Annotated in this window: 25 protein-coding genes; 12 read left to right on the forward strand and 13 right to left on the reverse strand. The window is 63.1% G+C overall.

The annotated features are described in order from the left end of the window. Positions 1 to 15: 15 nt before the first annotated feature. Genes ACSSV3_RS07530 through ACSSV3_RS07540 form a run of 3 tightly spaced genes read right to left on the reverse strand, consistent with a single transcriptional unit; the run spans position 16 to position 1,612 of the window. Positions 16 to 894 carry a pirin family protein gene (locus ACSSV3_RS07530; RefSeq protein WP_354323446.1) on the reverse strand — a complete coding sequence of 293 codons (879 nt, stop codon included), beginning with the start codon at positions 892 to 894 and terminating at the stop codon, positions 16 to 18. Next, positions 891 to 1,343, reverse strand: coding sequence for an NUDIX hydrolase (locus ACSSV3_RS07535; protein ID WP_354323448.1), 453 nt, complete (start codon positions 1,341 to 1,343; stop codon positions 891 to 893). Before ACSSV3_RS07535 ends, ACSSV3_RS07530 begins: the two co-directional genes overlap by 4 nt. Next, on the reverse strand, positions 1,340 to 1,612 hold the full coding sequence (locus tag ACSSV3_RS07540) for a BolA family protein (RefSeq protein ID WP_354323449.1): 273 nt from the start codon (positions 1,610 to 1,612) through the stop codon (positions 1,340 to 1,342). The genes ACSSV3_RS07535 and ACSSV3_RS07540 overlap by 4 nt, the downstream gene beginning before the upstream one ends. Positions 1,613 to 1,691: 79 nt before the next feature. Here ACSSV3_RS07540 and ACSSV3_RS07545 point away from each other — a divergent pair, with 79 nt between their 5' ends. Then, complete coding sequence (locus ACSSV3_RS07545) at positions 1,692 to 2,300, forward strand: DnaJ domain-containing protein (RefSeq protein ID WP_354323450.1); 609 nt, start codon at positions 1,692 to 1,694, stop codon at positions 2,298 to 2,300. Here ACSSV3_RS07545 and ACSSV3_RS07550 read toward each other — a convergent pair. Beyond that, on the reverse strand, positions 2,297 to 3,151 hold the full coding sequence (locus tag ACSSV3_RS07550) for an oxygenase MpaB family protein (RefSeq protein WP_354323452.1): 855 nt from the start codon (positions 3,149 to 3,151) through the stop codon (positions 2,297 to 2,299). The genes ACSSV3_RS07545 and ACSSV3_RS07550 overlap by 4 nt on opposite strands. A 117-nt stretch (positions 3,152 to 3,268) precedes the next feature. Between ACSSV3_RS07550 and cobS the strand changes: the two genes are divergently transcribed. Beyond that, a complete protein-coding gene (gene cobS, locus ACSSV3_RS07555) occupies positions 3,269 to 4,258 on the forward strand; it encodes a cobaltochelatase subunit CobS (protein WP_354323454.1) in 990 nt (329 codons plus the stop codon). Positions 4,259 to 4,306: 48 nt separating this feature from the next. Next, on the forward strand, positions 4,307 to 6,487 hold the full coding sequence (locus tag ACSSV3_RS07560; protein ID WP_354323456.1) for a transglycosylase domain-containing protein: 2,181 nt from the start codon (positions 4,307 to 4,309) through the stop codon (positions 6,485 to 6,487). A gap of 112 nt (positions 6,488 to 6,599) precedes the next feature. Here the strand turns inward: ACSSV3_RS07560 and ACSSV3_RS07565 are convergent, their stop codons facing one another. From ACSSV3_RS07565 to pyrE, 9 genes are all read right to left on the reverse strand, one after another. Then, positions 6,600 to 7,004: a PaaI family thioesterase gene (locus ACSSV3_RS07565; protein WP_354323458.1), complete on the reverse strand. Its 405-nt coding sequence runs from the start codon at positions 7,002 to 7,004 to the stop codon at positions 6,600 to 6,602. Next, positions 6,997 to 7,479 carry a PaaI family thioesterase gene (locus ACSSV3_RS07570; RefSeq protein ID WP_354323459.1) on the reverse strand — a complete coding sequence of 161 codons (483 nt, stop codon included), beginning with the start codon at positions 7,477 to 7,479 and terminating at the stop codon, positions 6,997 to 6,999. Before ACSSV3_RS07570 ends, ACSSV3_RS07565 begins: the two co-directional genes overlap by 8 nt. A 64-nt stretch (positions 7,480 to 7,543) precedes the next feature. Next, positions 7,544 to 8,029: a Holliday junction resolvase RuvX gene (ruvX, locus tag ACSSV3_RS07575; RefSeq protein ID WP_354323461.1), complete on the reverse strand. Its 486-nt coding sequence runs from the start codon at positions 8,027 to 8,029 to the stop codon at positions 7,544 to 7,546. Next, entirely contained in the window at positions 8,011 to 9,159 is a 1,149-nt protein-coding gene (locus ACSSV3_RS07580) for a DUF3089 domain-containing protein (RefSeq protein ID WP_354323462.1), read from the reverse strand. Before ACSSV3_RS07580 ends, ruvX begins: the two co-directional genes overlap by 19 nt. Positions 9,160 to 9,177: 18 nt before the next feature. After that, complete coding sequence (gene lepB / locus ACSSV3_RS07585; protein WP_354323463.1) at positions 9,178 to 10,077, reverse strand: signal peptidase I; 900 nt, start codon at positions 10,075 to 10,077, stop codon at positions 9,178 to 9,180. A gap of 14 nt (positions 10,078 to 10,091) precedes the next feature. Next, positions 10,092 to 10,493: a holo-ACP synthase gene (acpS, locus tag ACSSV3_RS07590; RefSeq protein WP_354323464.1), complete on the reverse strand. Its 402-nt coding sequence runs from the start codon at positions 10,491 to 10,493 to the stop codon at positions 10,092 to 10,094. Then, entirely contained in the window at positions 10,490 to 10,789 is a 300-nt protein-coding gene (locus tag ACSSV3_RS07595) for a pyridoxal phosphate biosynthetic protein (RefSeq protein WP_354323466.1), read from the reverse strand. Before ACSSV3_RS07595 ends, acpS begins: the two co-directional genes overlap by 4 nt. Beyond that, on the reverse strand, positions 10,776 to 11,528 hold the full coding sequence (locus ACSSV3_RS07600; RefSeq protein ID WP_354323468.1) for a pyridoxine 5'-phosphate synthase: 753 nt from the start codon (positions 11,526 to 11,528) through the stop codon (positions 10,776 to 10,778). Before ACSSV3_RS07600 ends, ACSSV3_RS07595 begins: the two co-directional genes overlap by 14 nt. Then, entirely contained in the window at positions 11,525 to 12,106 is a 582-nt protein-coding gene (gene pyrE, locus ACSSV3_RS07605; protein ID WP_354323469.1) for an orotate phosphoribosyltransferase, read from the reverse strand. The genes ACSSV3_RS07600 and pyrE overlap by 4 nt, the downstream gene beginning before the upstream one ends. A gap of 219 nt (positions 12,107 to 12,325) precedes the next feature. Here pyrE and coxB point away from each other — a divergent pair, with 219 nt between their 5' ends. From coxB to thrC, 9 genes are all read left to right on the forward strand, one after another. Beyond that, on the forward strand, positions 12,326 to 13,354 hold the full coding sequence (gene coxB, locus ACSSV3_RS07610) for a cytochrome c oxidase subunit II (protein WP_454184778.1): 1,029 nt from the start codon (positions 12,326 to 12,328) through the stop codon (positions 13,352 to 13,354). Between the two features lie 35 nt (positions 13,355 to 13,389). Continuing rightward, positions 13,390 to 15,096: a cytochrome c oxidase subunit I gene (gene ctaD / locus ACSSV3_RS07615; protein WP_354323472.1), complete on the forward strand. Its 1,707-nt coding sequence runs from the start codon at positions 13,390 to 13,392 to the stop codon at positions 15,094 to 15,096. Between the two features lie 108 nt (positions 15,097 to 15,204). After that, positions 15,205 to 16,155: a heme o synthase gene (locus tag ACSSV3_RS07620; protein WP_354323474.1), complete on the forward strand. Its 951-nt coding sequence runs from the start codon at positions 15,205 to 15,207 to the stop codon at positions 16,153 to 16,155. After that, positions 16,152 to 16,280, forward strand: a complete 129-nt coding sequence (locus ACSSV3_RS07625) for a hypothetical protein (protein WP_354323476.1) — start codon at positions 16,152 to 16,154, stop codon at positions 16,278 to 16,280. The genes ACSSV3_RS07620 and ACSSV3_RS07625 overlap by 4 nt, the downstream gene beginning before the upstream one ends. Further along, positions 16,280 to 16,885, forward strand: a complete 606-nt coding sequence (locus ACSSV3_RS07630) for a cytochrome c oxidase assembly protein (RefSeq protein ID WP_354323477.1) — start codon at positions 16,280 to 16,282, stop codon at positions 16,883 to 16,885. The genes ACSSV3_RS07625 and ACSSV3_RS07630 overlap by 1 nt, the downstream gene beginning before the upstream one ends. A 32-nt stretch (positions 16,886 to 16,917) precedes the next feature. Then, positions 16,918 to 17,787: a cytochrome c oxidase subunit 3 gene (locus ACSSV3_RS07635; protein WP_354323479.1), complete on the forward strand. Its 870-nt coding sequence runs from the start codon at positions 16,918 to 16,920 to the stop codon at positions 17,785 to 17,787. 68 nt (positions 17,788 to 17,855) lie between these two features. Next, positions 17,856 to 18,158, forward strand: a complete 303-nt coding sequence (locus ACSSV3_RS07640; RefSeq protein WP_354323481.1) for a DUF983 domain-containing protein — start codon at positions 17,856 to 17,858, stop codon at positions 18,156 to 18,158. Beyond that, positions 18,155 to 18,715: an SURF1 family cytochrome oxidase biogenesis protein gene (locus tag ACSSV3_RS07645; protein WP_354323482.1), complete on the forward strand. Its 561-nt coding sequence runs from the start codon at positions 18,155 to 18,157 to the stop codon at positions 18,713 to 18,715. Before ACSSV3_RS07640 ends, ACSSV3_RS07645 begins: the two co-directional genes overlap by 4 nt. Positions 18,716 to 18,728: 13 nt before the next feature. Continuing rightward, a complete protein-coding gene (gene thrC / locus ACSSV3_RS07650) occupies positions 18,729 to 20,144 on the forward strand; it encodes a threonine synthase (protein ID WP_354323483.1) in 1,416 nt (471 codons plus the stop codon). Positions 20,145 to 20,211 lie beyond the last annotated feature (67 nt).

The raw sequence follows: 20,211 nt of genomic DNA on the forward strand, positions 1-20,211 counted from the left end.
CTCCCGAATATGCGTTCAGGGATAGCTGGCGGTGTTGGGCTTTTCGGGCAAGGGGATAAATTCGTCTTCGTCGCCCGGCACCTTTGGAAAACGGCCCGCGCGCCAATCGTCCTTGGCCTGATTGATCCGTTCGCGATCAGAGCTGACGAAGTTCCAGAAGACGTGACGCTTGGTAGCGAAAGCCTCACCGCCGAGCAGCATCACCCGCCCGCCGTTATCGCTGGCCAACCGCATCGCCGCGCTCGGTGCGAGCACGGCCAGCTGGTATCGTTCAAGCGCGACGCCATCGACACTGGCGTCGCCGCTCACCAACATCACCGCGCGTTCGTCGGCATCGGCATCCAGCGGGATCGATCCGCCGGGCTCCAGCACAATCTCGGCATAGATCGTCGCGGCGTGGGTAGTGGTGGGGGCACGCGCGCCCCACAATTTGCCCATGATGACCCATGCCTTGGCGCCGTTATCGGCAACCACGGGGAGATCGGTCACGGCCTCGAACGCCGGGTCGATCTCCTCGCGCCCGTCAGGCAGGGCGAGCCATGTCTGCATTCCGAACATCCCCGGATTGGTCGCCAATTCCGCCTTGGGGCTGCGTTCGGAATGCACGATCCCGCGCCCTGCGGTCATCAGGTTGACCTGTCCGGGGCGGATCGTGGCAAAACTGCCAAGGCTGTCACGGTGGTCAATCGCGCCGTCGAACAGCCATGTCACTGTGGCAAGGTTGATATGCGGATGCGGGCGGACATTCATGCCGTCGCCGGTCAGATTGGCCGGGCCGAACTGATCGACAAAGATGAACGGCCCCACCATCGATCGCGCGCGCGAAGGCAGCACGCGCCGCACCTCAAACGCGCCCAGATCATGGGTGACGGGGGTGATGGTCTGCGTGATCATGGGTGTTGTTCCTGCTCGATCATGGCGATGATATTGGCAGGAAACACCGCTTCGGGCCAGTGGGCAAGCTCTTCGCGGGTGAACCAGCGGTGCTGGGTCATCATCGCCTGTTCGGTGGCAGTGTGGCGGCTGGTGTCGATCCGCGCTTCGGCCACGCGGACGAGATAGAAGCGTTCGTCGGCCTGCACCGGTTCGCCCTGAACCGTGATGAATTGCGGTGTCATCTGCGCGATTTGCGGCCCCGGATCGGCAATGATGCCGGTTTCCTCGAACAATTCGCGCCGCGCTGCATCGTCGAACGTTTCATCCGCTTCGCATTCACCGCCTGCTGTCACCCAGAACGGCGGCCTGCCCGGCACGTCGTAACGGAACATTAGCGCGCGGCCTTGTGCGTCGAGCACGATCAGCCGCGCCGCGCGGCGCAGGCGCAATACCGGGCCCGCGCTCATTCGGCAGGCACGCCCGCCTTGATCGCCACCGCATGAACCCGCCCGCCGACGATATCGCCCAACGCCGCAATCACCGCGCGCTGGCGGGCAAGGCGGTTCATCGGGGCAAACGCCGCCGCTTCGATTTCGATGGTGAAATGCGATTCGCCCGACCCGTCATCGCCGCTATGGCCGTGATGCTTGGCGCTATCATTGATGATGGCAAGCCGTGTCGGGGCAAATGCCTCGGTCAGCAGGGAGTGCATTTCGGCGGCAACGGTTCCGGTCATCAAGGCTTTCCTTTTTCGCAGGCATGGCGGCGCGATTATGGCTTGGAACTTGGGGGCAGGATCGCCATTCTCAAGCCCTATGTCGTCACGCCCCAAACCTTCATCGCGGTTTCATGGCCGCGTCGAGCGCGCGCAGGAACAATGTGAAGCGCCGGGTTGCCACGAGGCGGGCGAATTTCGCGCACCCGGTCGCCGCCCCAATGGCTTTGACGGGCCGGGCGAATGGCGCTGGTTCTGCCTTGATCATGTGCGCGAATTCAATGCGGGATATGACTGGTTTGACGGCATGAGCGCCGAGGAAATCATCGCCGCCCAATCACCGATTGCCGGGTGGCGCACTGAATCGCGCACCTTTCGCCCCGATGCGGGGGTGGACGGTGTGCCGCGCTGGGCGGATTATGCCGATCCGCTGGACGCCATCGCGGCGCGCGCACGCGGCATCCGCAGCCGTGCTGAACGCGAGGGTCAGATGGCCGCGTCGGGCAGGTTTTCGCGTGAGGAAGCGCAGGCGCTGGAAACCATGGGGCTGGGTTCAGATACTGACCGCACCCGGCTCAGGCGGCGCTATTCCGAACTGGTGCGGCGCTATCACCCCGATCGCAACGGTGGCGACCGGCGGCACGAAGCGCGGCTGAACGCGGTGGTGGACGCCTATCAACTGCTCAGGAAAAGCGCGGCGTTGACTTAGGGCTGCGACGGCGCATTCTGCCGGAACGCCCAGCGCAATGTCCGGCCCATGCCCCATGTTGCGGCGCGTGCCGGAATTGCGGTCAGCAGCGGGCGTTGCAGCCGCAACATGGTGCGCGCCCAATCGGGCAGCATCGCCACAGCATCCGCAGTCATCACCGTCTGCACGGCGAGCGGCGTGCCTTTAGGGCGCTGGGTCAGGACAAGCTGCGCCACCTCGCGCGCGGCGGGTGAAGCGTTCAGATCATGGCGCAACTCACGGAAAATCGCCTCGGCCTCGGCGCGGGTTTCGGGCACCGGATCGGCCCCCAATGCGCGGGCGATCACCGCAAACTGACGGTAATATTCGTCCTGCTGCGCGCCCTGCATATCGGGGCGGACATGGCGCAGATAGCCGGCAAGGAAGCTCTGCGCCTCGGTCACGTGCACCCACGCCAGCGTGCGCGGGTTGGTCGCTTCATAAGGCGAGCCATCGGGAAGGGTGCCGCCGACCTTCGCATGAATACGGTTCACCCGGTCAATCGCCGCCATCGCATCATCACGGTGGCCGAAGGTCGTCACCGCAATAAACCGCGCGGTGCGTTGCAACCGCCCGTGCATATCTTCGCGAAAATTGGAATGATCCAGCACCCCTTGCAGCGCGTGCGGGTGGAGCATTTGCAACAGCAGCGCGCGCACTCCGCCGGTCATCATCCCGACGATATCGGCGTGCACCAGCCGGATCGGGGTATCGCGCGCGAACAGCGCATCGTCCGAAGGCGGGGTCGGCGTCTGCCCCTTGCTCACATCGTGGAACACCCCGCGCACTTGCGACACCAGTTTCAAACGCAGCGATTCGACCGGATCGAGCATGGCGTCCGCTATAGGCGTGAAGCGTTGCGGAGGGAAACGCGCTTGCCCAGATTGCCAGCCCTTATTGGCAAACCACCGCTTGCAGGCCGCGCCCATGCGTTCTAACCGGACGGCACGATGACTGCACATTCCAAGAACAATGTCACCGGCGATACCGCCCTTCCGGCTCAGCCCGATACCACCGTCAACGTCCGCGAGACGTTCGGTATCGATGTCGATTGGCAGGTGCCCGCCTTCTCGCATCTGAGCGAGCACGTGCCCGAGATTGACGATTCCTATGTGTTCGATCCGGACACCACGCTGGCGATTCTTGCGGGCTTTGCGCATAACCGGCGGGTGATGGTGCAGGGCTATCACGGCACCGGCAAATCGACCCATATCGAACAGGTCGCAGCCCGGCTCGGCTGGCCGAGCATCCGGGTGAACCTTGATGCGCATATCAGCCGCATCGACCTGATCGGGCGCGATGCGATCGTGTTGAAGGATGGGCTGCAAGTCACTGAATTCAAGGAAGGTATCCTGCCGTGGGCGTTGCAGCACCCGGTGGCGCTGACCTTTGACGAATATGACGCCGGGCGGCCCGATGTGATGTTCGTGATCCAGCGGATTCTGGAATTCGATGGCCGGTTGACGCTGCTCGATCAGAACCGCGTGATCACGCCCAACCCGTGGTTCCGGCTGTTCGCCACCACCAATACCGTGGGCCTTGGCGATACCAGCGGGCTGTATCACGGCACGCAGGCGATCAATCAGGCGCAGATGGACCGCTGGAACATCGTGGTGGCGTTGAATTACCTCGCGCCCGAGGTGGAACAGCAAATCGTCAAAACCAAAACGCCTGAGGCGGATGACAAGCTGATCGCCGACATGGTCAAGGTGGCCGAACTAACCCGCCAAGGCTTTATCAACGGCGACATTTCGACCGTCATGAGCCCGCGCACGGTCATCACCTGGGCGCAGAACGCAGAAATCTTCGGGTCGGTGGGTTTCTCGTTCCGGCTCAGCTTCCTCAACAAATGTGACGAGGCGGAACGCACGCTGGTGGCCGAATATTACCAGCGCGTGTTCGGCGAAGACCTGCCCGAAGGCGCGGCGAAGAAGCGTTAAGCAAGCCGCTTGCCCCGCAGTGTCATAGGCTGATAATACAGCGACAACATGGAGCTGTTCGACCGATTCTGGAAAGGCCCGCGGGCCAGGGCTGATCGCGGTCGGGACGATGCGCCTGCCGGGTTCTACCCGCTGTACGAATCGATGCGCCCGATTGATGATGATGACGACGATGCACCGCGCCCGCGCGTCTCGGCCAAGCCTGATTTCGATGCGTGGGATGCGCGGCTGGATCACATCGATGCGGCGGTTGAGGTTGAGGAGCGCCGCCGTCGGCGCTGGTGGCAGCGCGATTACTGGCGCGCGCGCTCCAAACTGTGGTGGACGGGGCGCGGCATTCTGGCCAGCCTCGCGCTGTTCGTGCTGCTGATCGGCTGGCTTGCCACCACCGCGCCGCTATCCAAAAGCCTTGAACCCATCGCCCCGCCGCAGGTTACGTTGCTCGCCAGCGATGGCACGCCGATTGCGCGTAGCGGCGCAGTGGTTGAAGCCCCGGTCAAGGTCGCCGACCTGCCGCCGCACGTCACACAGGCCTTCATCGCCATCGAAGACCGCCGGTTCTACACCCACTGGGGCATCGACCCGCGCAGTATCGCGCGGGCGGTGTGGACGGGATATGGCGGCGGATCGACCATCACCCAGCAGCTGGCGAAATTCACCTTCCTCACGCCTGAACAAAGCCTCAGCCGCAAGGCGCGCGAGGCGTTGATCGCGTTCTGGCTGGAAGGGTGGCTGACCAAGGACGAAATCCTCGAACGCTATCTGTCGAACGCCTATTTCGGTGACAATCAATATGGCCTGCGCGCCGCCTCCTTGCACTATTTCTACCGCCAGCCCGAAAAGCTGCGCCCCGAACAGGCGGCGATGCTGGCGGGATTGTTGCAGGCACCGTCGCGCTATGCCCCGACGCGGCATTACGACAAGGCGCGCGCGCGGATGGATCTGGTGGTCGGCGCGATGGTCGAGGAAGGCTATCTGACGGCGGCTGAGGCCAAGGCGCTACCCGATCCCCGCATCGATGTGCGCACCCGTGACGATAACCTGCCGACCGGCACCTATTTTGCCGATTGGGCGCTGCCGCTGGCGCGTGAGGGGATGGAGGCGAGCTATTCAAGGCAGGTGCTGACCACCACGCTCGATGCGCGGCTTCAGGCGCTTGCCAACCGCGTGGTAGCGCGTGCGCCGCTTGGCGGAGCGCAGGTTGGCTTGGTGGCGATGCGCCGCAATGGCGAAGTCGTGGCGATGGTGGGCGGGCGCGACTACGGCAAATCATCATTCAACCGGGTCACGCAGGCGCGCCGCCAGCCGGGATCAACCTTCAAGACCTTCGTCTATCTCGCCGCGCTCGAAGCCGGGTGGGAGCCTGATGACACCATCCCCAACACCGAAATCACCCAAGGCAGCTACCGCCCCAAAAACGCTGCCGGGCGCTATTCCGATCAGATCACGCTTGAAGATGCCTTTGCACGGTCGAGCAATGTCGCAGCGTTCCGGCTGTTTCAGGCGGTGGGCAGCGACAAGGTGATCGCCCAGGCCCGCGCGCTCGGCATCACCGCGCCGATGGCAGAGGGAGATCCCAGCCTCGCGCTCGGCACTTCGGTGATGACGCTGATGGAGCTGACTGCCGCCTATGCCGGGATCGCCGCGAATGAATTTCCGGTCGAACCCCACGCCTTCCCGCGCGGGACACGCACGTGGTGGGAATGGCTGACCACGCGCAAGGACAGCCTTTCATCGCGCACCCACAAAGACCTTGAGACGATGCTGCGCGCGGCGATCAATCGCGGGACGGGGCGCAATGCCGTGCTGCCGATTGCCAACTACGGCAAGACCGGCACCTCGCAGGATTACCGCGATGCGTTGTTCGTGGGCTATGCGGGCGATCTGGTGGTCGGCGTGTGGATCGGCAATGATGACAACACCCCGATGAAGGGCGTAACCGGCGGCAGCACCCCCGCGCGGATCTGGCGCGATTTCATGCGCGGTGCCTTGAAAATCGAAGCCGCGCCGCAGCCCGAACCATCCGAATCGCCCGATCCCGAAGGCCCAATCCAGCAGTTTGATATTGAGGGCGGCGAAATTCCATTGGGCGAGAACGGCACCACGCTGCGAATTGATGGCGGAGGGGTGGTGATTGCGAAGGACGGCGTGCCGGTCGAAGTGCGGGTGGGCGAGGGCGGGGTGGTGGTGCAACCCGCGCCAACGCCTGCCGCGCCGCCGCCGCCCTAGCGCAGCAATGCGTATCCCTTTTCCGTTCGCCCTGAGCTTGTCGAAGGGTCGCATTTCCCTTTTGTGCCGGGCGAAGAAAGGACAGTCCTTCGACAAGCTCAGGACGAACCGGTTACACCATCAATATATTCATAACGGCTGTCGCAATCGGGCGGGAGCGGTCATCCTGCCATGCTTCCACCGTGACATTGGCATTGCGCCGCCCCAACCGGGTGATGCGGCCGATTGCGAAGCTCGGCTTGCTCTTGCCAGCGGCGAGATATTGCACGGTGATGTTGATCGGCTTCAACTGCGGATCGCGCCCGGTTGCCAGCAAGGCGGTGCGTAGCGCGGCATAGCCTGCCGTTTCCAGCAATCCGGCGGTCGCGCCGCCGTGGAAGTGGGCTGGGCGGCCTTCGACCATCGGGCCGAAATCGACTGTCAGTACCGGCATTCCGGCATCCTCGCTGTGCACCGTGATGCCGAGCGAGCGGGCATAGGCGGGAAGCTCCCCCAAACCTTCTCGCCCCTCAGTCATTTGCTTCGCCTCCACCAAGTGCCGGATTCGCCTCACGCGGATCGGCCCCGATGGTCATGAACACACCTGCAACATGAGCGACCGGATCGTCAGGGTCGCCATCATGGGCGATACCGCGCACGAAGGCTGCCGAACGCGTGCGGCGATAGCATTCCACCCGCCCGCGCACACTGGCCCGTTCGCGCGCCGGGCGCTGGTAATCGACGCGCAAATCGAGCGTCGCCACTGGCTTGAACGTTCCGCTCGCCTGCCAGATCGCCATGCCGCTGGCCATGTCCATCAGGCTGATGATCGGGCCGGAGGCGAGCACCGGGCGGCTGCGATCCCCCAGCAAATCTTCGCGCCACGGCAGTTCCAGTTCAACCCAGTTGTCGCCCTGATCGGCAAACCGCAATCCCAGCCAGCCGGTATGGCCGTGCTGGAAAAACCATTTGGATGCTTCGCGCGCATCGAACCGGGCGGGGGGCGTCGTCATGGCAGGCGCAATAGGGGCGCGGATGCACCGGGTGCAAGTCTTGTTAAAGCTACCAGTCGCGGGTTCACAAAACGCCCCCCGCCAGCCGATCAATCGCGCCTTGCAGGATGACGGCTGCGGCATGGCTATCAATCGCGGCGGCGCGCTTGGCGCGGCTCATGTCCTGCCCGATCATCGCGGCTTCGGCGGCCTGGGTTGACCAGCGTTCGTCCCACAGCAGGATCGGGAGCGCAAAGGCTTCGGCGCAGTTGCGGGCATAGGCGCGGCTGGCCTGTGCGCGCGGGCCTTCACTGCCGTCCATGTTGCGCGGCAGGCCGAGCACGATGCCGCGCACGCCGCGCATCTGGATCAGCGCGGCCAAGGTTTCGCGGTCGCGCCCCCACTTGCCGCGCGCGATGGTGGCGTTGTTGGTGGCAAAGCGCCAACCCGCATCGCAGGTCGCGGTGCCAATCGTTTTGGTGCCGAGATCGAGGCCGAGCAACACGCCGGCTTCTCCCAGCGCGTCGGCAAAGCCGTGCGCGTCTTCGAAGATCAACCCGCCTTCTGCCATGCCTCAGCCCGCCGGATCACGTCCGCCTTGGTGTTCGCCCAGAACAGCGGCAGATCATAGACGTGGTAATTGTTGCCCGGCAGCACGTAAGATCCCATTGCGGGCGGCGGGCCGATTAGTAGCAATCCGCGCGCATCGCACCGCGCCGGGACAAGGCCGGGGACAATTTCGCCCTTTTCCATGCTGTCTTCGGGCACCAGCGTGCCGAAGTTGGCGCTGGCTGGGGCGTTGCCGCCATAAACGCCGGTCAGCGGATTGGTGCACAGGATTGGGCTGTCGCCCGCCAGTTCACCATCCATCGCCTTGGAGGTGGAATAGATCTTGAGGACACTCGCCGGGTCAGCCGGTTCGGCAAAGCTTGACCAGCTCATGATGCAGCCTGACTGTTCAGCAGTGGCGCAGGCGGGAAAGCCCATTGCGGGCAGATCATGCTGCACCGAAATCGGCCAGCCGATGATATAGGCCGCTACCAGCCGCGTCGCCGTGGGCGATCCGCGCACTTCCTCGGCCAGCAGGCGCTTCAGATGCAGCGCGCCTTGGCTGTGCCCGGCGAGCACAATCGGGGTGTCGGGCGCGACCGAGGACAGGAAATAGCGGTAAGCCTCCAGCACATCGGCATAGGCGGCTTCGATCGCCTGCCCGGCTTCGGGTGCGTCGGTCAGGAAAGCGCCCATCGTCGCCTGCCGGTAACGCGGCGCCCAGATTTCGCTCGCCGCGTTAAACGGGCTGGCCATGCCGCGCAGGTAAATGCGGGCGATGCGTTCGGCGTCGGCATCGCCGCCATTGTCGAGCGGGGCGTTCCAGCTTGAACGGTTGAGGTAGCTGGTGGGATGGACGAAGAAGACGGCGAACGGCGCCGCTTTGGGTTCGGCTGGGGCTGGCAGCAGGCCGCGGTCGCTGGCGTAGGCGGGCTGCCAGCGTGCCGGATCGTTTACCCCGATGCCCGGGCGCGAATACCACAGGGCGGGGTCTTCGTAAGCGTTCGCTTCCAGCGGAGCGACAGGGGCAAACTCTGCCGATGGCACCAGCGCAATGGCCGTCAACTTGTCCGCAAATAGCGAAAGCAGGATCCCTGCGCTGATTACCAGAACAATGCAGAATGCGATGAAATAGAGAAACTTGCGGGCCATGTTTCAGTATGCCTCGAACTACTCGGCGGCGGGCGCTTGGACGACGCCCTCGGCCAGCGGCGGGCGCAGTGTCGTCCATGCGCGGTCGCCGCGCAGGCTGGTGAACCAGCTCATCGGGTTCCAGGTGGTCGACCCGTCGAGGCTGAAGGTGATAAACTCCGCCCGTCCGCCGATATTCGCCAGCGGCACCCCGTCGCCAAGCCCGTTTTCTTCCGCTGCTGCGCGGCTATCGGCGGATTGATCGCGGTTGTCGCCCATAACGAACACGTGGTCGGCAGGCACGGTATAAGGGCCGTAATCATCGAGCGGCTGATCGCGGTAATCGATGGTGAGATAGGTCGCGCCGTTGGGCAGAGTTTCGCGCCATGTGGGCGGGGCGAAGTATTCGCGCCCGTCCGGCCCAGTTTCCCGAAACTGCTCAAACCCGACAAGGCACGGCCCGTCCTTGCACATCAGCGCAGGTTCAAACGGGATTCGCACGGCTGGCACCACTTCGCGTTTGATCGGGGTGCCGTTAAGGATGATCTGCCCGCCGCGCACTTCGATGGTATCGCCGGGCAGGGCGACCACGCGTTTGATGTAATCCTCGTCCCGCAAAGGGTGCACGGGGATGACGATATCGCCATATTCGGGCGTTGCCGCCCACACCCGCCAATCAGAGCGCGGCAGCAGGTGAAAGCTGGCTGAGGCCCACGACCAGCCATAGGGATATTTGCTCACCACCAGCCGATCACCGACCCACAGGCTCGGCATCATCGAGGTTGATGGGATGTAGAACGGCTTGGCCACCAGGCTGTGGAACGCCAGCACCGCCAGCAGCATCAGCGCAAGGCCGCGGATTTCCGCCAGCCAGTTGACCTTCTCAGAGGCTTCATGCGCAGTTTTGTCAGTCACTTGCGGGCTTTCAGTGGTTGCCATGGGCGATGGGCCGATCACAGAGGGATAGCTTCGATGATCACAAAGGCCTGCGCCCAGGGGTGATCATCGGTGAGGGTCAGATGAATGCGCGCCTCATGGCCTGCCGGGATCATTTCTTCAAGCCGCAAAGCCGCGCCGCCAGTCAGCGCCAGCGTCGGCGCGCCTGACGGTGCGTTGACCACGCCGATGTCCTTCATGAACACCCCGCGCTTGAACCCGGTGCCGACCGCCTTGGAAAACGCCTCCTTCGCGGCGAAGCGTTTGGCGTAGGTGCCCGCGATGGTGAAGGGACGGCGGCGGGCCTTGGCGATTTCCACTTCGGTGAACACGCGGTTTTCGAACCGCTCACCAAAACGGGCGAGCGAATTGCCGATCCGCTCGATATTGCAGAGGTCTGATCCGAGGCCGATGATCATTTGAACGCTCGCAGAAATACGGCAACCAGCAACGCCAACGCGATCACGTGGAGCATGACCTGCGATTTGAACAATGGGTGCGCGAAATCGCCCTTGGCCACCCGCAGCGCGCCGACATAGCCGAAAATCTGCAAGGCCACCCAACCAGCCGCGAATACCACCATCACCTGCGCGTTGAGCGCAAAGCCGAGGAAGCCGATGGCGATCAGGAACAGCGCAGCAGCGGCAAAGGCCCAGCGTTTCTGCGCAGCGGCAAGCGGGGGGAGATCGGCGTCCGACACCTTATCGCGCCTCATCCATCAATTCACGCATCCGCCGGATCGCGTTTTCGAGGCCGACAAACACCGCCTCACCGATCAGGTAATGGCCGATGTTGAGTTCGGCGATCTGCGGAATCGCGGCGATGGGTTGCACATTCTCAAAGGTCAGCCCGTGGCCCGCGTGCGGTTCAATCCCGTTCTTGGCGGCGAGCGCGGCCATGTCGGTGATGCGGCGCAATTCGCGTTCCACCTGCGCGCGGTCGCCATCGGCAAAGGCGTGGGCGTATTGGCCGGTGTGAAATTCCACCACCGGCGCGCCCAGCCGCAGTGCGGTGTCGAGCTGGCGTTCTTCGGCCTCGATAAACAGCGAAACGCGGATGCCCGCGGCGCGCAGTTCCTCAACAATCGGCACCAACGTGTTGTGCAGCCCCGCCGCGTCCAGCCCGCCTTCGGTGGTGCGTTCCTCGCGCTTTTCGGGGACGATGCAGGCGGCGTGGGGCTTGTGACGCAGCGCGATGGCGAGCATTTCGCGCGTCGCCGCCATTTCGAGGTTGAGCGGAAGGTTGGTCGCCGCCTGAATCCGCGCCAAGTCTTCGTCGCGGATATGGCGGCGATCTTCGCGCAGGTGTGCGGTAATCCCGTCGCCGCCGACCGCTGCGACAATCTCCGCCGCGCGCACTGGATCGGGATGATCGCCGCCGCGCGCGTTGCGGATCGTCGCGACGTGATCGATATTCACGCCGAGACGCAGAGGGGGGTGGAGGGCCGCGTTCATGCTTTTCTGCTTCCGGGCTTGGTCACGTCGATGCGCGCCAGGCTTTCGGGGATGTCGCCTTCATCATAGGTCGGAAAATCAATGGCGAGCAGCGGGTAGAACGGCACGCCGAGATCGACAGAACCGCAAGACCGGTCGATGATCGCGCATTCGGCGATCACCTCGCCCCCCTCGCGCGCGACGGCGGCGATGGCTTCGCGGCTGGAAAGTCCGGTGGTGACGACATCTTCGACCATCAGCACCTTTGCGCCCTTCTCCAGCGCAAAGCCGCGCCGCAGGTTGAATACCCCGTCGGGCCGTTCGAGGAACAGCGCATCCTTGCCCAGCGCCCGGCCCACTTCATGCCCGATGATGATCCCGCCCATCGCGGGGGAGACCACCACGTCGATCCGTTCGCGCACATCTGCCGGGACGCCAGCCACCACCGCTGCGGCCAGTCGCGCGGCGCGGGCGGGGTTCATCAGCACGCGGGCGCATTGCAGATAATGCCCGCTATGCTTGCCCGAAGACAGCTTGAAATGCCCTTCGAGCAAAGCGCCCGATGCGCGAAACTCTGCCAATACGTCGTCTTCGGTCATGATTGTGCTCTGAAAAACTGTTGGGAAGCGCCGACTTGCGCGGCAATCATGGAGGCTTGCATAATTTTCTCCCTAGAAGCGCTTGAGGCCCTCGGCAAGCGCGGCTAAGGGCGAGGATGAGGCTGGCATATCTGCTGGCGGAACGCTGTTTTTCAACGCTTGCTGACGCAATGCGCCGATTTGCAGTATGGGGTCATAACTTAGATATTGTTTGGGCACATGATGATGGGTCAGATGCATACCCGTATGAAGTTGGCTACTCTCGCGGCGCTGGCCGCTGGCATGGCGCTGTTCGCGCCGGTTGGTGCAGGCGCGCAAGACGCGGCGATTGGTGCTCCGGCATTGCAGGCAACTGCGCCGGATGCTGGCCTGATCGAATCGGTCACGGAGGCTTCGACCGTGACGGCGGGCGATTACACCCCGATGGCCCCGACCAAGGGCAAGGGCATGCCAACGTCCTATCAGGACGACCCGATCAAAAGCCTGACGTTTCAGGATCAGTACTCCGACAATGGCGATTACGCGCTGTGGATGCACGATGCGATTCTGATGCCGGTGATCACGATCATCAGCCTGTTGGTGCTTGGCCTGCTGCTGTATGTGGTGGTGCGGTTCAACCGCAAGGCGAACCCGGTGGCGTCCAAGACGACGCACAACACCATGATCGAAGTGGTGTGGACGATTGTTCCGGTGATCATTCTGGTGGTAATCGCGGTGCCTTCGATCACGCTGCTGGCGCGCCAATATGAAACGCCGCCCGCTGACGCGGTGACGATCAAGGCGACGGGCTATCAGTGGTACTGGGGCTACACCTATCCCGATCACGGCGAAATCGAAGTGATTTCCAATATGTTGCCCGATGACGAAGCGTTGAAGCGCGGCGAACCGGCGCAATTGGCGGTGGATAACCGCATGGTGGTGCCTGCTGGAGTGCCGCTGCGCATCCAGACCACCGCAAGCGACGTGATCCACGCCTTTGCCGTGCCGTCGCTGTGGTTCAAGATGGACGCGGTGCCGGGGCGGCTGAATGAAAAGCTGCTGACCATCAAGGAACCGGGCGTTTATTACGGCCAGTGTTCCGAACTGTGCGGTTCACGCCACGCCTATATGCCGATCGCGGTTGAGGCGCTGGCGCCTGAACAATTCGCGGCATGGGTAAAGGCGCAAGGCGGCACAATGCCGGGTGATGAGGCGGGCGAAGACGCCGCTGCCGCGCCTGAAAAGGTTGCCGCGCTGACCGCGCGCTAAGACATAAACGAATATCATCGGAAGAGTATCTGACAATGGCTACCACCGCAGAAGGTTTTGACATCCACGGCGATGATCACGCGCATGATCACGCGGACCACAAGCCGGGCTTTTTCGCCCGCTGGTTCATGTCGACCAACCACAAGGACATCGGCACGATGTACCTCGTCTTTGCGATCATCGCAGGGATCGTGGGCGGGGCCATGTCGGGGATCATGCGGGTTGAGCTGGCTGAACCCGGCATTCAATACCTGACCTGGTGGGCGCAGTTCATGGGCGGCGCCAATGATATGAACACCGCGCTGCATATGTGGAACGTGTTCATCACCGCGCATGGTCTCATCATGGTGTTCTTCATGGTGATGCCGGCGATGATCGGCGGCTTTGGCAACTGGTTCGTGCCGCTGATGATCGGCGCGCCGGATATGGCCTTCCCGCGGATGAACAACATTTCGTTCTGGCTGACGGTGGCGGGCTTCCTCAGTCTGGTGTTCTCGCTGTTCGTTCCCGGCGGTTCCGGCCCCGGCGCGGGCACGGGCTGGACGGTCTATGCGCCGCTGTCGACCAGCGGTTCGGTTGGTCCTGCTGTCGATTTCGCGATCTTCTCGCTCCACCTGGCGGGTGCGGGTTCGATTCTGGGGGCGACCAACTTCATCACCACCATCTTCAACATGCGCGCGCCGGGGATGACCCTGCACAAGATGCCGCTGTTCGTGTGGTCGGTGCTGGTGACTGCCTTCCTGCTGCTGCTGGCGCTGCCGGTGCTGGCTGCGGCGATTACCATGCTGTTGACCGATCGCAATTTCGGCACGACCTTCTTCGATTCGGCGGGCGGCGGCGATCCGGTGTTGTATCAGCACCTGTTCTGGTTCTTCGGCCACCCGGAGGTTTACATCATGATCCTGCCGGGCTTCGGCATGATCAGCCAAATCGTGGCGACATTCTCGAAGAAGCCGGTGTTCGGTTATCTCGGCATGGCCTACGCGATGGTTGCCATCGGCGTGGTCGGCTTCATCGTCTGGGCGCACCACATGTACACCGTGGGTCTCGACGTGAACACCAAGATGTATTTCACCGCCGCCACCATGGTGATCGCGGTGCCAACCGGCGTGAAGATCTTCAGCTGGATCGCCACCATGTGGGGCGGCAGCATCAGCTTCAAATCGCCGATGGTGTGGTCGATGGGCTTCATTTTCCTGTTCACTGTCGGCGGTGTGACCGGGGTGGTGCTGGCCAATGGCGGGATCGATGATAACCTGCACGATACCTATTATGTGGTCGCGCATTTCCACTACGTGCTGTCGATGGGCGCAGTGTTCTCGCTGTTCGCGGGCTTCTACTACTGGTTCCCGAAGATGAGCGGTCGGATGCATTCCGAACTGCTCAGCCACCTGCACTTCTGGACGTTCTTCATCGGCGTGAACGTGATCTTCTTCCCGCAGCATTTCCTCGGGATGCAGGGGATGCCGCGCCGTTATCCCGATTACCCTGAGGCCTTCACCTTCTGGCACGAAGTCAGCACCTACGGCTATTACATCATGGCCGGGTCGATGATCTTCTTCTTCGTCAACATCGGCTATGCGCTGCTGGCAGGCCGCAAGGCGGGGGCCAATCCGTGGGGCGAAGGCGCGACGACGCTTGAATGGACGCTGTCGAGCCCGCCGCCCTATCACCAGTTCGAAACGCTGCCGGTGATCGAGGATCACCACGACTACCACGATCACCGCCCGGCAACGGTTTGATCGCCATGCGGTGGCGGGGTGCATAGGCTCCCCATACCGAACGGCACAACAATCGGCAGGGGCGCGGCGGCAATGCCGCGCTCTTCGCCAATGAGACACTAGAAGATTATGGACACCGCCTCGCCCCCGATCAGCCCGACCAGCGCCGCCGCAACCGCGGCTGCGCTCCCGGCGGAATGGCGTGATTTTTTCACGCTGACCAAGCCGCGGGTGATGACGCTGGTGATCTTCACCGCGATCTGCGGCGTGCTGGCGGCGCCGGGCAGCATTCATCCGGTGCTGGGCTTCACCGCTATTCTAGCGATTTCGATGGGTGCGGGCGGTTCAGCCGCGCTCAACCATTGGTGGGAAGCCGATCTTGATGCCGGGATGAAGCGCACCATGAACCGCCCGCTACCCGCCGGGCGGATGCGGCGTGAGGATGCGCGCGATTTCGGGGTTTTCCTGTCTGCCGTGTCGGTGTGCCTGATGGGCGTCGCCATCGGCTGGCTGGCAGCGGCGCTGCTGCTGGGCGCGATCATCTATTACGCGGTGATCTACACCATGTGGCTGAAACCGCGCACTCCGCAGAACATCGTCATCGGCGGCGGCGCGGGCGCGTTTCCGCCGCTGATCGGCTGGGTCGCGGTGACAGGTGAGATTACCGCGATGCCGGTGCTGCTGTTCGCCATCATCTTCTTCTGGACGCCGCCGCATTTCTGGGCGCTGGCGCTGTTCGTGCAGTCTGATTACGCCAAGGTCGGCATCCCGATGCTGCCGGTGGTCGCGGGCGAGAAAGTCACGCGCCGCCAGATCATGATCTACACCCTGCTGCTAACCCCGGTAGCGATCGCGCCGTGGGCGATTGGCGGGACGGGCTGGATCTATGGCTCGGTCGCGGTGGTCTTGTCGGCCTTGTTCATCGCGCTGGCGCTTCCGGTGGGATCGCGGATGAAGGCGGCGGACGATAAAATGCTGCCCGAAAAGCGCTTGTTCAAATACTCGATCGTCTATCTGTTCGTGCTGTTTGCCGCTTTGGTGGCAGACCGCGTGGCGGCCTATCAGGGATGGATCGCATGACACCCGAAGAAGAAACCGAATACCGCCGCCGCCAGAAAAGCCGCAATCTTGTGGTCGCGGGTACGCTATTGTTCTTCGTGGTGTTGTTCTACGCAATCACCATGGTGCGGATTGGAGACGGTTGATGGCAACGCACCCGCCCGTAATGCAGGCAAATGAAACCACGCGGAGCAATGTGCGTGTCGGCGTGCTGGCGTTCTTGGGCGCGGTGTTCATGCTCGGCCTCGGCTATGCATCGGTGCCGCTCTATCGGCTGTTTTGTCAGGTCACCGGGTTCGGCGGCACCACGCAGGTGGCAAGCGAGGCCGAGGCCGCGCGCGCCGCTGTGAATGCGACCGGGCAGAAAATCTCGATCCGCTTCGATGCCTCCACTTCGAGCGATATGCCGTGGACGTTCCGCCCGAGTCAGGCGACCGACACCATCACCATTGGTGAACGCGACATCGCCACCTATGTCGCCCGCAATGAAAGTTCGCGCTCCATCACCGGGATGGCGACCTTCAATGTGACACCGGTGCAGGCGGGCCAGTATTTCAACAAGATCCAGTGCTTCTGCTTCACCGAACAAACCCTCGCGCCGGGGCAGGAAGTGATCATGCCGGTATTGTATTACGTCGATCCGGCGATGCTGAACGATCCGAATATGCAGGGCGTTGAGCAAATCACGCTGAGCTATACTTTTCACCGCACGGATGATCCGGTAACTCCGGCGTCTGCGCGCACCAACTGAACCTTTACGCAACCCAGGGACGGGACCGACCAATGGCTGGCAAGGCAAACCACGATTATCACATCCTTGAACCCGATATCTGGCCGTTGATCGGCTCGATTTCGGCGCTGACTTTCACTAGCGGCATGGTGCTGAGCTTTTACCCCGATCTGTTCGGGATGGCATCCAAAGTCGTGGTGTGGGCGGGGCTGGCAGGATTGCTCGCTACGTTCTTCATGTGGTTCCGCAATGTTGTGATCGAAGCCCAGCGCGGCGATCATACTCCGGTGGTGCAGCTGCATATGCGGTATGGGATGATCTTGTTCATCGCGTCCGAAGTGATGTTCTTCGTCGGCTGGTTCTGGAGCTTTTTCGATTTCGCGCTGTTCCCGACTCCGCTGCAATTCGATCATGAAACTGGCGCGACGACGAGCCTGTTCGGCCAAGCGGGCGCTGTTGCGGCCTTCATTCCCGAAGGCATGGAAGTGCTCGATCCCTTCGCGCTGCCGCTGCTCAACACGCTGATCCTGCTGTGTTCGGGCACCACGGTTACATGGGCGCATCATTCGCTGATCCACGGTGATCGTGAAGGGCTGAAGCAGGGCCTGTGGGCGACGATTGCGTTGGGCGTGCTGTTCAGCTCGATCCAGGCCTATGAATATGCGGTCGCGCCGTTCGGCTTTGGCGGCAACACCTATTCATCCGCGTTTTACATGGCGACTGGCTTCCACGGGTTCCACGTGCTGATCGGCACGATCTTCCTCAGCGTGTGCCTGTACCGCGCCTATATCGGCCACTTCACCCCGCGCCAGCATTTCGGTTTCGAAGCCGCTGCCTGGTATTGGCACTTTGTCGATGTGGTGTGGCTGTTCCTGTTCGTCGCCGTCTATGTGTGGGGCGGCTGGGGCGCTGAATTCCATTGATGGATGCGGATGACAGTCCGAATGAAACGAAGGGGCAGCCGGGATTATTCTCGGCTGCCCTTTCCGGTTTGTGCCCCCGCTGCGGCGCGAGGACGCTGTTTGCCGCGCCTGCGCGGCTGGCTGGTGAATGCACGGAGTGCGGGCTGAATTTCCTCAGCCTTGAACGCGGCGGGCGGTTTATCGGCGTGGTGACGATGCTGCTGGCGCTGGCGCTGATCCTCGCTGCGCTGGGCGTTGACGAATGGCTGCGCCCGCCCTTGTGGGCCTCGCTGCTGTTCTGGGTGCCGGTGACGGCGGGTGCGGTGATTTTTGCGCTGCGGTTTTACAAGGCCATGTGGGTCTATCACCAATACGAGGAACGCCAGCCATGAACGCCCGCCTGCCGATTATCCCGACGATTATCGTCTTGGCGGCGGTCGCCACCATGATTGCGCTCGGCGTGTGGCAGCTGGGGCGCAAGGCCGAGAAAGAGGCACTGATCGCTCGATACGAGGTGGCGGCGGGTGAAGGCGAGGTGGCGCTGTTCCCGCTGGAGGGCGAGGGCGAGGAAGTGTTGTTCCGCCGCAGTTTACTTGGGTGCAATGCGGTCGAGAGCATCGAAGCGGTCTCCGGCACCTCGGCTGAGGGCCAGAAAGGCTGGGTGCACCGGGCGAGGTGTGTGGAGGGCTTGCACGCTGTTGTTCCCGTTGACCTTGGCTTCAGCCGCGATCTTGCCAAGCCTGCCTTCACCGGCGGTCTCATCAGCGGCGTGATCGCCCCGGGGCCACGGCTCGTGGCAGATCCTCCTATGGCCGGGCTGCAAGCGATGGCCAAGCCCGATCCGGCTGACCTGCCCAACAACCATCTCGCCTATGCCGGGCAGTGGTTCTTTTTCGCGCTGACCGCGCTGGTCATCTACGTGCTGGCATTGCGCCGCCGTCGCCGCTAGGCGCTGTTCGCATATGCAATACGTATCGACACGCGGCAGCGCACCGGCGCTCGATTTCGAAGGGGTGACGCTGGCGGGGCTCGCCAGCGATGGGGGGCTGTATCTGCCAGCCGAATGGCCGCGGTTCAGCGCAGCCGAGATCCGCGATATGCGCGGGCTCGCCTATCCCGATCTGGCCGCGCGGATCATGGCACCCTTCGTCACGCCCAGCCTTTCCGAGGATGAACTGCTGGCGCTGTGCCACACGGTTTATGGCGATTTCGGCCACGCTGCCGTTACCCCGCTGGTGCAGCTGGATCAGCAACACTGGCTGCTCGAACTGTTCCATGGCCCGACGCTGGCGTTCAAGGACGTGGCGCTGCAATTGCTCGGGCGGCTGTTCGAAACCTTCCTTGAACGGCGCGGCGAACGCATCACCATTGTCGGCGCGACCAGCGGGGATACCGGCTCTGCCGCGATACAGGCGGTCGCGGGGCTTGATCGTGTGGAAATCTTCATGCTCCACCCCAAGGGCCGGGTCAGCGATGTGCAGCGCCGCCAGATGACCACGGTGCGCGCGCCCAATGTCCACAATCTTGCGATTGCTGGCAGCTTTGACGACGCGCAGGCCCATGTGAAGCGGATGTTCAACGACCCGCAAGTGACCCATGCGCTGAACCTCGGCGCGGTCAATTCGATCAACTGGGCGCGGCTGATGGCGCAGGTGGTGTATTACTTTGCGTCCGCGCTGCAACTCGGCGCGCCGGATCGGACTGTTGCTTACTCTGTGCCGACCGGCAATTTCGGCGACGTGTTTGCAGGCTATGTCGCGGCGAAGATGGGCCTGCCGATTGAACGGCTGATCGTCGCCACCAACATCAACGACATTCTCCACCGCGCCTTGACCAGCGGCGATTATTCGGCGGGCGGGGTCACGCCCACGATCACCCCGTCGATGGATATTCAGGTGAGTTCCAATTTCGAACGGTTGCTGTTCGATGGCGCGGGCCGTGACGGCGCGGCGCTGGCGGCGCAGATGCGCGGGTTTGAAGCGTCCAAGGCAATGCAGCTCACCAACGCGCAGGCGCAAAGCGCGGCGGCGCTGTTCACCAGCGCGCGCGCCGATCAGGTCGAAACCGCGCGGGCGCTGCAATGGGCGTTCCGCCACGCCGGGCAGGTGATCGATCCGCATACCGGGGTCGGGCTGCACTGCGCGCGGGCGGTGGCCGATGCCGGGGTCGTGCCCGCTGGCGTGCCGCTGGTGACGCTGGCGACGGCGCATCCGGCCAAGTTCCCCGACGCGGTAGAACGCGCCATCGGTGTGCGCCCGTCGCTGCCAGCGCGCGTGGGCGACTTGTTCGGGCGGGCGGAAAGCTTCACCGAACTGGCGGGCGATTATGCCACCACCCGCGATTATGTGCTGGAGAACGCTGCGGGATCGCAGGCGTAATGGACGCGCAATTCTCGCTCATGCTGAGCCTGTCGAAGCATGGACAGGGCCGAGCGAGCGTCCTTCG

It is taken from the genome of Porphyrobacter sp. MBR-49, assembly GCF_053628655.1.